Here is a 12,061-nt window from a genome sequence, read left to right as displayed (position 1 = left end):
GTTTAATCAGAGTAAACAATCATGCAAAATCAAATTGATCGAATTCGCTCTTTTATTGCTGTTGTTGATACCGGTTCATTTACTCAAGCAGCAAAATATTTGCGCCTAAGTAAATCGATGGTGAGTATTCATATCAAAGCATTAGAAACAGAATTGGATGTCTCTTTACTCAATCGTAATACACGACGATTTTCACTGACAGAAACGGGAGAAATGCTTTATCAAGACTTTCGTCTCGTGTTAAGTCAGTTAGAACAAACTTTGGATAAGGCGCGATTAGGACAACAAGAGCTGCAAGGATCGTTACGATTAAGTTCAACAACTGAATTTGGTGAACACTATATTTTGCCATTACTCAATCAATTTATACAGTTACACCCAAAGCTAAAAATACAATATGCATTTAATTCTTCTATTGAGGATTTAATAAACCATAAGCTTGATCTCGCTATTCGACTTGGTACATTGAAAGATAGCAATTACCGATCTACAAAGCTGGCTGATTATAAGATAAGTTTGGTTATTTCCCCTGGTTTATTACAGAAATTCTCAATAAAAACTATCGACGACTTAAAGGTTATTCCTTATTTAGCAAATAGTAATTTACGTCAAAGTAAACTTTCACCATCTTTAGAATTTAATATCTTACTCTCTCAGTTATCTCAAAATGCTTATTTTGAAACTAATACTATTTCGGCATTAAAAAAAATGGTACTTTCGCATACAGGAATGGCTATTTTACCACATTGGTTCATTCATCAAGAATTATTGGAAGAGAAATTAGTTGTGCTGTTTCCTGATATTTCTTTGTTAACACAATCTGTTAATATTATTTTCCCTTATAGTGAATATATCCCAAGAAAAACACGTTTATTTATTGATTACTTAAAAGAAAATATCCAGCTATAACGTTAGAAAAGTGAACGAATGTAGCAAGGATATTTAGAAAATAAAATACCTTATTTCTTTTTCATACACTGAGTAGAAATAAGGTATTTTCTTAGAAGAAAAAGTAAATTAGCCCAACAACCAAAATAATAATTGCAGGGATTGGATGTAATAAACATTTTGCAACAACATGTTTAGGACGAAATGCTAGACCAAAAGTTGCTCCAGCACATACAGACCAAATAAGAAGGATACCTTGCCAAATTGCCAGTGAACTTGTGTTCGCTGCAAATCGGCTAGGGTCCCACATGACACAAAATGCCATTACCAACGCCATGATTAAAACAAGAGCCCTAATAGGGCCCTTGTCTAATAGTTGGTAGCTTTTATCCAACATTATTCTTCACTTTCTGAAGCTTTTTTCGCTTCAGCATGCTCGAAAGCCAGTCCTGCGATCACCGCAATACTACAAGCGAAGAGCGTTCCGAGAAGCCATGTAAAATACCACATTCTCTATGCTCCTTAGTACAGAGTATGATTATTGCCTTCGATAAATTTCTTATCGAGGCGACCATGCATTTTCCAGTAACACCAAATGGTGTAAAGGAGAACGATAGGTACAAAGATAATCGCAACAACTGTCATCACCTGAAGAGTAAACAGGCTAGAAGTTGCATCCCACATAGTTAAGCTCACATCTGGGAAAGTGCTTGAAGGCATCACAAATGGGAACATGGTCACACCACACGTCAGGATAACACCCGCAATTGTCAGTGAAGTGAACAGGAATGCCCAACCCCCTTTATTTGCTTTAGTTGCAACAATCGCCAGTAATGGAGATAACAGACCTAAGGCCGGTAATACCCATAACACAGGATAATTGTTGTAGTTAGTCATCCAAGCACCTGCTTCATGAGAAACGGTTTTCAGTAGTGGAGATGATGGACCAGCTGTATCAATAGCGCTTGTAATAATAAAGCCATCGATACCATAGATTAACCATACACCAGCTAATGCGAATGCGATGAAAGTAATTAATGAGGTAATGTACGTTGTTTTACGAGTACGCTCATGTAATTCACCAGTTGTACGCATTTGAAGATAACTTGCACCATGTGCAACAATCATCATTAAACTAACCACACCCGCTAATAAACCGTATGGGTTTAACAGACTTAACAGGTTGATCAGCGCATTAGTCGTACCATTATAAGATACACGTTGCATGCTATCGACTTCTAAAGGTACACCTTGTAACAGGTTACCAAAAGCAACACCGATAACTAATGGTGGAACGAAGCTACCAATAAAGATACCCCAATCCCACATACCACGCCATTTTGGAGATTCCAGTTTAGAACGATAATCAAAACCCACTGGGCGGAAGAATAAAGCCGCCAGTACGAAAATCATACCAAAATAGAAACCCGAGAATGCTGCAGCATAAACCATTGGCCATGCAGCGAATAATGCACCACCTGCTGTGATTAACCATACTTGGTTACCATCCCAGTGAGGTGCAACAGAGTTAATCAAAATACGGCGTTCAGTGTCATCTTTCGCGATAACGCGTAGTAACACACCAACACCCATATCAAAACCGTCAGTGACTGCAAAGCCAATTAGTAAGATACCAATCAGTAGCCACCAAACAAATCGCAATACTTCATAATCAAACATAGTGGACTCCTGTGTTACTTACTTTGAGAAGAAGCTGTCTTCTGTTCAAAGTGATAGCGACCCGTCTTCAGGCTGCTCGGCCCAAGGCGACCAAATTTGAACATCAGGAACATTTCAGCAATTAGGAACAGTGTATACAGACCACAGATAAGTCCCATAGATACTAGGATATCAGCCTGTGTCAATGAAGAAGTTGCTACAGCCGTAGGCAGGATTTCACCAATCGCCCATGGTTGACGTCCATATTCTGCAACAAACCAACCTGCTTCAACTGCGATCCATGGTAATGGAATACTAAACAGAGCAGCACGCAGTAACCATTTATAGTTACCAATGCGGTTAGACAGAACTGTCCAGAAGGAAATCGCAACAACTAGTAACATCAGGAAGCCTGAAGCGACCATGATACGGAACGACCAGAACAATGGTGCGACATTAGGAATAGTATCTTTTGCAGCAGATTTGATTTGCTCTTCTGTTGCATCAACAACTTTATCAGTATAACGCTTCAGTAATAAGCCGTAGCCTAAATCTTGTTTAGTATCATTAAATGCTGCACGAATAGCAGGATCAGTATTACCTGCGCGTAATTCGCTTAATAATTCGTAAGCTTTCATACCATTACGAATACGAACTTCGTGCTGACTCATCAGATCATTAAGGCCTAATACAGGTGTGTCGAAAGAACGCGTTGCAATAATACCCATGACATAAGGGATTTGTAATGCAAACGAGTTTTCCATTTTTTCTTGATTAGGGAATGCAATCAGATTAAATGCAGCTGGAGCGGGTTCTGTATGCCATTCACCTTCAATCGCAGCCAATTTGGTTTTCTGTACGTCACCCATTTCGTAACCAGATTCATCACCCAGCACGATAACAGATAATACAGCTGCGATACCAAAAGTAGCAGCAACTGCGAAAGAACGTTTTGCAAAACCGATATCACGACCTTTGAGCAGGTAGTAAGAGCTGATACCCAGAACAAAGAATGCACCAGTACAGTAACCAGCAGCAACGGTGTGAACAAATTTAACTTGAGCGACAGGGTTTAAAACCAGATCAGCAAAACTCAACATTTCCATTCGCATGGTTTCAAAGTTGAAGTCTGCAGCGACAGGGTTTTGCATCCAACCATTCGCAACAAGGATCCACAGAGCAGAGAAGTTAGAACCGAAAGCAACTAACCAAGTTACCATCAAGTGTTGCTTCTTACCTAAGCGATCCCAACCAAAGAAGAACAACCCGACGAAAGTTGATTCTAAGAAGAACGCCATTAAACCTTCGATTGCTAAAGGTGCACCGAAGATATCACCGACGTAATGAGAGAAATATGACCAGTTAGTACCAAATTGGAACTCCATGGTCAATCCAGTTGCGACACCCAGAGCAAAGTTAATACCAAATAACTTACCCCAGAACTTTGTCATATCTTTGTAAACTTGTTTACCCGACAGAACATATATCGTTTCCATGATTGCCAGCATAAACGCCATACCCAGCGTTAATGGGACAAACAGGAAGTGATACATTGCTGTTAAGGCAAACTGTAACCGTGACAGTTCGACAATATCAAACATCTTGACTCCTTGCTCCTAGCAGGAAGACACCGACTTGCGGCAACCCGACTTTATTAAATTATAAAGCCTCATAACTACCAGCAATAAATGCCTCTAAAAACAACAACGAATATTAAAGACCAAAAACACAATACCTTACAAATAGTACGCTTATATTTACATATAATAAATATATTTTGCGTGACCCAGATTTGAATTTTGAGCTTAGGTCAACAATACGACTTTTAGGTTTGTAACAGCATATTTGATCGTGTGCCAATTTAAGCATATTCAGAATTTTTTTCCACAATTAATAACTTGACCCACATCAAAAAAACACTTTAATGTTAACTAGTTGCGAATAAATTGCCCAATAGTTACCATTGTGTTAATGCAATGTTGTTTTTATTTTTGAGTGTTATTTACCTCCTTATAACTTCCATAATAAAATTAACTTTTTATTTTCATAAAAGACTTAAAAATAAACACATTTAATTGTGTTTTATTAATTTTAATATCAATTTTATTTTTTTGCAGGTAAATAATAAATATTTTAAAAAAATAAGCTATTAATTAATAAGTTGAAATTTACAAAAATGTATATATAAAAAAAATACTCTCAATTTTTGATCTAACAAAGATATATGAAAAAGTCTAATCTTGCTTATTTATTCCTAATATTATTTTTTATAACCTCTTTTTTATTCTAAATAGAAAAAGTACAATAAATCCATATTTAGCTGACAAAATACAAAACAGCCATTTACACAAAAACAAATAACCACAAATAAATCAATAAGATAGATAATTTAAATAAGTCAATCATTGAACGACATGAGAAATAATACGAAAACTTTTTTATTATTTTTTCTTATTTAAACAAAATGTTCTTCGAGATAATACCAACTTCTTATTATCAATTCTTATAACGATAAATAGAACATAATCTGACTTTAATCGTCATTTTGATGTTTTGTATAATAGAAAGGTATTTTTTCCTACCAAAGAGCTTGCCTCCTTCTCTTCTTTATGCATTCATTAGCATGCTTAACCGTCTTATATTCTTAGTAAAAATCAGCGTTACAGGGTGATCCTTGTATAAATTTAACGCTAATTATTACGATATTTATAGAAGAACCTAGTATTGAAAACACCATAAAACAAATGTTCATTTTTCCTAGATGACACTCTTTTCATTCAAAACACGTATTTAAAATATTATTTTTAACAATCCAAGAGACTTGTTTATGGTTTTTATCATTATTTTTAGGATCGACAATAAAGTAAATAAATAGAAAAATGCGTTTTCGCATACAGATCAATTTTTAAAAAAGATAATATAAAACAACTTATTAGCGTAAATTTAGGCAAGGTATTGATATGTTAATTACAATACTAGCTATTTATATAAGCTGTTAAATGAAACTAGAAATAAAAATGCCAGCTTCTTTTTTGGAAACTGGCATTTTAGATAGTATTAATCTGAAATTATTAACAGAATTGTTACTTACTTGATCAGTGATTTAATTGCTTCACCGATATCAGCTAAGCTACGGACAGTTTTCACACCAGCAGCTTCAAGAGCAGCAAATTTCTCGTCTGCGGTGCCCTTACCACCAGCAATAATTGCACCCGCATGTCCCATACGTTTGCCTTTAGGCGCTGTTACACCAGCAATATAGCCGACAACCGGCTTAGTAACGTGATCTTTGATATAAGCGGCCGCTTCTTCTTCCGCTGTACCACCAATCTCACCGATCATTACAATCGCTTCTGTTTGTGGATCTTCTTGGAAAAGCTTCAGAATATCAATAAAGTTAGAACCCGGAATTGGGTCACCACCGATACCAACACAAGTTGATTGACCTAAGCCAACGTCTGTTGTTTGCTTAACAGCTTCATAAGTTAATGTACCTGAACGAGATACAATACCTACTTTACCTGGTAAGTGAATGTGGCCAGGCATAATACCAATCTTACATTCACCTGGAGTGATAACACCTGGGCAGTTAGGGCCAATCATACGCACGCCAGCTTCATCTAATTTCACTTTAACAGTCAGCATATCCAGCGTAGGAATACCTTCAGTAATAGTAATAATTAGTTTGATGCCTGCATCAATCGCTTCTAAGATTGAATCTTTACAAAATGGCGCCGGTACATAGATAACTGTCGCAGTTGCACCTGTTGCTTCAACGGCTTCACGCACTGTATTGAATACCGGTAAGCCTAAGTGCGTAGTGCCGCCTTTACCTGGTGTAACACCACCGACCATTTGTGTACCATAAGCAATTGCTTGCTCAGAGTGGAATGTTCCTTGGCTACCAGTAAAACCTTGGCAAATTACTTTGGTGTTTTTATCGATTAAAATAGACATTATTTTGCCTCCGCTGCTGCAACAACTTGTTTCGCGGCATCAGTTAAGCTTTTAGCTGCGATAATATTTAATCCACTATCCGCTAATTTTTTGGTGCCTAACTCTGCATTGTTTCCTTCGAGACGAACAACCACAGGAACATTAACGCCAACTTCTTCAACTGCGCCAATAATACCGTCTGCGATTAAGTCACAACGAACAATACCGCCGAAAATGTTGACTAATACAGCACTGACATTTTCATCTGACAAAATAATTTTAAATGCTTCAGTTACACGCTCTTTTGTTGCACCACCACCTACATCGAGGAAGTTAGCGGGTTCGCCACCGTGAAGTTTAACAATATCCATAGTACCCATTGCTAAACCTGCACCATTGACCATGCAACCAATGTTGCCATCTAATGCAACGTAGTTCAGTTCCCACTGTGCCGCTTGTGCTTCACGAGGATCTTCTTGTGAAGGATCGTGCATTTCACGCATTTCTGGTTGACGATACAACGCGTTGCTATCTACGCCTAATTTACCATCAAGACAAATCAGATCGTCTTCTTTAGTGATAACCAAAGGGTTAATTTCAATTAGCGCAAGATCACGCTCTAAGAAAATAGAGGCTAATCCCATGAATATTTTAGCAAATTGACTGACTTGCTTACCTTTTAGACCCAGTTTAAATGCTAATTCTCGTCCCTGATAAGGCATAGGGCCTGTCAGTGGATCAATAATTGCGCGATGAATAAGTTCTGGCGTTTCTTCCGCCACTTTTTCGATTTCAACGCCGCCTTCTGTTGAGGCCATAAAGACAACGCGACGGGTACCACGGTCAACAACCGCACCAAGATAAAGTTCTTTAGCAATATCAGTTGCTGCTTCAACCAAAATCTGTGTAACAGGCTGACCATTAGCATCTGTTTGATAAGTGACTAAACGCTTGCCTAACCATTGTTCAGCAAATGCGCGGATCTCTTCTTTAGATTTAACGACTTTTACGCCGCCCGCTTTACCACGTCCACCCGCGTGAACCTGACATTTCACGACCCAAGGGCCTTGACCAATTTTTGATGCAGCTTCTTCTGCCTCACGCGGTGTAGTGCAGGCGAAACCAGCAGGTGCTGGTAATCCATACCGTGTGAAAAGCTGTTTTGCCTGATACTCGTGTAAATTCATGATGTTCTATCCATAATCTTGTTGAAAGTCGGGCTTTCTTATTTTTTTGACTATAAGCCAGTAAAATCTGGCTTCACGAACACACTGTACTTCTTTGATGCTTGTGTCTGTTGCTAAGTAGGCAGGAGGAGCATCTCCTGCCTAAAAGCGATATCTATTACCTATACATCAAGTAATAAACGAGCTGGATCTTCTAGCATCTCTTTAACGGTTACTAAGAAACCGACAGACTCACGACCATCAATTAAACGGTGGTCATAAGACAGAGCCAGATACATCATTGGTAGAATAACAACCTGGCCATCTACTGCCATTGGGCGATCTTTAATAGCATGCATCCCTAAAATGGCACTTTGTGGTGGGTTGATAATTGGAGTTGACATTAATGAACCGAAAACACCACCATTTGTGATAGTGAAGTTACCGCCAGTTAAGTCTTCAACAGTTAACTTACCGTCACGACCTTTTACAGCTAATGCTTTGATATTTTTCTCAATATCGGCCATGCTCATTGCATCCGCATCACGTAATACTGGTGTTACCAGACCACGTGGTGTCGATACTGCAATACTGATATCGAAGTAGTTGTGATAAACCACATCAGTGCCATCAATAGAAGCGTTCACTTCTGGATAACGTTTCAAGGCTTCAACAACGGCTTTAATATAGAAAGACATAAAACCTAAACGTACACCGTGACGTTTTTCGAATGCTTCACCATACTGAGCACGTAACTCTTTGATTGGTTGCATGTTGATTTCGTTAAATGTTGTCAACATTGCAGTGGTGTTTTTCGCTTCTAATAAACGTTCTGCTACACGTTTACGTAAACGTGTCATTGGTACACGTTTTTCGCTACGGTGAGATAACGGTGCTTGAGGAACTTCTGCTACAGGTTGTGCCGTTGACTTATTCGCAACATGGCCTTCGATATCTTGGCGAGTTAAACGTCCACCTACACCGCTACCTTTCACATCCGCAGGGTTAATATCGTGTTCAGCCACTAAGCGACGTGCTGTTGGACTTAAGGCATCATTATTGTCTTTTGCAGCAATATCCGCGCTTTGACGCTGTGCTGGCGTACTATCTTGAGCAGGTTTCACATCAGCAGGAATGCCAGTGCTATCACCTAAACGAATACGACCTAGCAATTGGCGTGAACCAACAGTAGCGCCCTCTTCTTCAAGAATGCTTTCTAAAACACCAGCTTCACTTGCAGGAACTTCTAAAACAACTTTATCTGTTTCGATTTCAACCAGCACTTCATCGCGTTGAATGCTATCACCAGGTTTTTTATGCCAAGTTGCGACCGATGCGTCAGCAACTGATTCAGGGAGATCCGGTACTAGAATGTCTACACTACTCATTTTCTATCCTTATTTATTCAACTTTCAGTGCGTCTTCAACCAGAGCTTTTTGTTGCTCCTGATGAACAGAGGTATAACCAACAGCTGGAGAGGCTGATGCAGGACGTCCTGCATAACGTAATGTTGCACCCGTAGGGATCGCATCACGGAAATTATGCTGGCTGCAATACCAAGCCCCCTGATTTAAAGGCTCTTCTTGACACCAAACGAAATCTTTCACATGGGAGTAAGGTGCCAGAATTTGCGCAATATCTTCGTGTGGGAATGGATACAGTTGTTCAATACGAATAATGGCAACGTTGTTTTGTTCATTAGCACGACGCTGCTCTAATAAATCGTAGTAAACCTTACCTGAGCACATCACAACACGTTTCACATCAGCTGGTTTTAAATCATCAATTTCACCAATGACCGGTAAGAATTTACCATTGGCTAATTCATCTAACGCAGAAACCGCTAATGGATGACGTAACAGTGATTTTGGTGACATTACGATAAGTGGGCGACGCATGCCACGTAACGCTTGACGGCGTAACATATGATAAACCTGGGCCGGAGTTGACGGCACACAAACCTGCATATTTTGTTCTGCACACAGTTGCAGATAACGTTCTAAACGTGCAGAAGAGTGCTCTGGGCCTTGGCCTTCATAACCGTGTGGCAACAACATGACTAAACCACACATACGACCCCATTTTTGCTCACCTGAGCTAATGAATTGGTCGATAACCACTTGAGCAACGTTTGCGAAGTCACCAAATTGTGCTTCCCAAATCGTTAAACCACGAGGTTCTGTTGTGGCATAACCATATTCAAATGCAAGTACTGCTTCTTCTGTTAATACAGAGTCCCAGACATTAAATTGTCCTTGAGCATTATGAACATTAGCTAATGGTACATAAACAGAGCCATTTGTTTGGTTATGAATAACGGCATGGCGATGGAAGAATGTGCCGCGTCCCGCATCTTCACCAGAAAGTCGAATGGTGATACCTTGATCAACTAAAGTTGCATACGCTAATGTTTCTGCTGCCCCCCAGTCGAGTAGTTTCTCTCCTTCAGCCATAGCAGCACGGTCAGCATAAATTTTCTCAACCCGAGACTGCATCACGATTTCTGAAGGAACGGTACTCACACGACGCGCTAAATCTTGTAAACGCGTTTTCTCTACTTTATGTGGATACTCTTCATTCCATTCGTGATTTAAATACGGTTCCCATGTGTAAGAATGCAGCCCCATTGGGCGATATTCTTCAACAACACAATCACCCCGATCCAACGCATCGCGATAGAGATTAACCATCTCTGTCACATCATTGGCATCAAGCAATGATTGAGCAACCAGTTTATCCGCATAAATTTTACGTGGTGTTGGGTGTTTTTTGATTTTTTGATACATCAGAGGCTGAGTCGCATTTGGCTCATCCGCTTCGTTGTGACCATGACGACGGTAACAAACGAGATCAATCATAACATCACGTTTAAAGGTATTACGGAAATCTAATGCTAGGCGAGTGACAAAAGCAACCGCTTCAGGATCATCTGCATTAACGTGGAAAATTGGTGCCTGAACCATTTTCACAATATCAGTACAGTATTGTGTTGAACGGGCATCTTTTGGATTTGAAGTCGTAAAACCAACTTGGTTATTGATAACAATACGAACTGTACCGCCGACTTCATAGCCACGCGCTTGAGACATATTCAGGGTTTCTTGCACAACACCTTGACCTGTCACAGCCGCATCACCATGAATAGTGATAGGAAGAACCATATTGCTACGCGCTTCATCTAAGCGATCTCGACGAGCACGAACAGAACCAATGACAACTGGGCTAACAATCTCTAGGTGAGATGGGTTAAAAGCTAATGCGAGATGAACTTGAGCGCCTTCAGTCGCAAAATCAGATGAGAAACCTTGGTGATATTTAACGTCACCTGTTCCCAAATGTTCTTTATGAATACCCGCAAATTCATCAAATAAATCAGCCGGTTTTTTACCTAAGATATTAACCAGCACGTTTAAACGTCCGCGGTGCGCCATACCAAGAACCACTTCACGAGTGTCTTGTTTACCAGCATGGCGGATTAAATCTTTTAACATCGGAACTAATGCATCACCACCTTCTAAAGAGAAGCGTTTTGCACCTGGGAATTTCGCGCCTAAATAGCGCTCTAAACCTTCAGCTGCGGTTAGCTCTGTCAGGAAGCGTAACTTTTCTTCTTTCGTGAATTGGTCTGCTACATTCACTGATTCTAAACGTTGTTGTATCCAGCGTTTTTCTTCAGTATTAGTGATATGCATATATTCAGCACCGATTGAACCACAGTAAATGCGTTTCAGTGCTTCATATAAATCACCTAACTTCATCGTTTCTTTGCCGATAGCAAAAGAACCGACATTGAAGGTTTCTTCAAAGTCTTCTTTAGTTAGATTATGGAAAGCTGGATCTAAATCTGGCACAGATTCTTGTTTCCATAAACCAAGCGGATCGAGATTAGCGTTTTGGTGACCACGAAAACGGAAGGCATTAATGAGCTGCAAAACTTTCACTTGTTTTGAGTCCATTGCCGGATCGCTTACCGAGGTATGATATCGAGTGGATTCTTTTGCGAGGCGTCTGAAATAGTCGCGGGTTTGAGAATGCGACTGTTCTATGCCTTGACTTGCGGGCAGTTGTTGAAAAATCTCTCTCCAACTTTCGTCAACAGAGTTTGGGTCAGTTAGGTAGTCTTCATAGATATCTTCTATGTAAGACTGATTCTCTCCTGCTAGAAAGGTTGATTCTAGCCAGTCCTTCATTGCGCCGTTCTGCATTATGATCCCTTAAGCTATACAGCTTTAGTTCGCCGTGGATAACTAATACCGTGATTAAACGGTGTCGATTGCAAGGTTCTCTTATGACCCGCTATCTCGCAGGTTCTTTAAATATGGAGCTTTAGCTCTCAAGGAACCTTTAAGCACTGTCTAACAGTGTTTAAAGGTGCCTTACTATTTACCGCAAACGTCTAACTTAGTTTTTC

9 protein-coding genes are annotated in these 12,061 nt (G+C 39.7%); 1 reads left to right on the top strand and 8 read right to left on the bottom strand.

Annotation, left to right across the window (positions count from 1 at the left end):
- The first annotated feature begins 21 nt into the window (after window positions 1–21).
- Window positions 22–909, top strand: a complete 888-nt coding sequence (locus GWI59_RS10580; protein WP_109847465.1) for a LysR family transcriptional regulator — start codon at window positions 22–24, stop codon at window positions 907–909.
- A gap of 91 nt (window positions 910–1,000) precedes the next feature.
- Here GWI59_RS10580 and ybgE read toward each other — a convergent pair whose 3' ends face one another.
- The 8 genes from ybgE to sucA form a co-directional block, all read right to left on the bottom strand.
- Complete coding sequence (gene ybgE / locus GWI59_RS10575; protein ID WP_069370100.1) at window positions 1,001–1,285, bottom strand: cyd operon protein YbgE; 285 nt, start codon at window positions 1,283–1,285, stop codon at window positions 1,001–1,003.
- Complete coding sequence (gene cydX, locus GWI59_RS10570; RefSeq protein WP_072062915.1) at window positions 1,285–1,398, bottom strand: cytochrome bd-I oxidase subunit CydX; 114 nt, start codon at window positions 1,396–1,398, stop codon at window positions 1,285–1,287. The genes ybgE and cydX overlap by 1 nt, the downstream gene beginning before the upstream one ends.
- Window positions 1,399–1,410: 12 nt before the next feature.
- Complete coding sequence (gene cydB, locus GWI59_RS10565; protein WP_006537654.1) at window positions 1,411–2,568, bottom strand: cytochrome d ubiquinol oxidase subunit II; 1,158 nt, start codon at window positions 2,566–2,568, stop codon at window positions 1,411–1,413.
- A 14-nt stretch (window positions 2,569–2,582) separates the two neighbouring features.
- Window positions 2,583–4,148 (bottom strand): cytochrome ubiquinol oxidase subunit I, encoded by a 1,566-nt coding sequence (gene cydA, locus GWI59_RS10560; RefSeq protein WP_006537655.1) that lies wholly within the window; start codon window positions 4,146–4,148, stop codon window positions 2,583–2,585.
- 1,486 nt (window positions 4,149–5,634) lie between these two features.
- A complete protein-coding gene (gene sucD, locus GWI59_RS10555; RefSeq protein ID WP_006537657.1) occupies window positions 5,635–6,504 on the bottom strand; it encodes a succinate--CoA ligase subunit alpha in 870 nt (289 codons plus the stop codon).
- The gene (gene sucC, locus GWI59_RS10550) at window positions 6,504–7,670 is read right to left on the bottom strand and encodes an ADP-forming succinate--CoA ligase subunit beta (RefSeq protein ID WP_006537658.1); all 1,167 of its coding nucleotides are present in this window, start codon (window positions 7,668–7,670) and stop codon (window positions 6,504–6,506) included. The genes sucD and sucC overlap by 1 nt, the downstream gene beginning before the upstream one ends.
- Window positions 7,671–7,831: 161 nt before the next feature.
- Window positions 7,832–9,037 carry a 2-oxoglutarate dehydrogenase complex dihydrolipoyllysine-residue succinyltransferase gene (odhB, locus tag GWI59_RS10545; protein WP_072062917.1) on the bottom strand — a complete coding sequence of 402 codons (1,206 nt, stop codon included), beginning with the start codon at window positions 9,035–9,037 and terminating at the stop codon, window positions 7,832–7,834.
- 13 nt (window positions 9,038–9,050) lie between these two features.
- Window positions 9,051–11,855: a 2-oxoglutarate dehydrogenase E1 component gene (gene sucA / locus GWI59_RS10540; RefSeq protein WP_072062918.1), complete on the bottom strand. Its 2,805-nt coding sequence runs from the start codon at window positions 11,853–11,855 to the stop codon at window positions 9,051–9,053.
- Window positions 11,856–12,061: the final 206 nt, after the last annotated feature.

The organism is Proteus sp. G2673 (assembly GCF_009915125.1).
Taxonomy (GTDB): domain Bacteria; phylum Pseudomonadota; class Gammaproteobacteria; order Enterobacterales; family Enterobacteriaceae; genus Proteus; species Proteus penneri.
Note: the sequence above shows the minus strand (reverse complement) of the source record. Positions and strands in the feature narration are given on the sequence as shown.

What these genes read in the sequence shown, in the direction of transcription:
- cydA (WP_006537655.1), bottom strand. Translation starts at nt 4,148, where the DNA reads ATGTTTGATATTGTCGAACTGTCACGGTTACAGTTTGCCTTAACAGCA.
- sucA (WP_072062918.1), bottom strand. Translation starts at nt 11,855, where the DNA reads ATGCAGAACGGCGCAATGAAGGACTGGCTAGAATCAACCTTTCTAGCA.
- sucC (WP_006537658.1), bottom strand. Translation starts at nt 7,670, where the DNA reads ATGAATTTACACGAGTATCAGGCAAAACAGCTTTTCACACGGTATGGA.
- ybgE (WP_069370100.1), bottom strand. Translation starts at nt 1,285, where the DNA reads ATGTTGGATAAAAGCTACCAACTATTAGACAAGGGCCCTATTAGGGCT.
- GWI59_RS10580 (WP_109847465.1), top strand. Translation starts at nt 22, where the DNA reads ATGCAAAATCAAATTGATCGAATTCGCTCTTTTATTGCTGTTGTTGAT.
- odhB (WP_072062917.1), bottom strand. Translation starts at nt 9,037, where the DNA reads ATGAGTAGTGTAGACATTCTAGTACCGGATCTCCCTGAATCAGTTGCT.
- cydB (WP_006537654.1), bottom strand. Translation starts at nt 2,568, where the DNA reads ATGTTTGATTATGAAGTATTGCGATTTGTTTGGTGGCTACTGATTGGT.
- cydX (WP_072062915.1), bottom strand. Translation starts at nt 1,398, where the DNA reads ATGTGGTATTTTACATGGCTTCTCGGAACGCTCTTCGCTTGTAGTATT.
- sucD (WP_006537657.1), bottom strand. Translation starts at nt 6,504, where the DNA reads ATGTCTATTTTAATCGATAAAAACACCAAAGTAATTTGCCAAGGTTTT.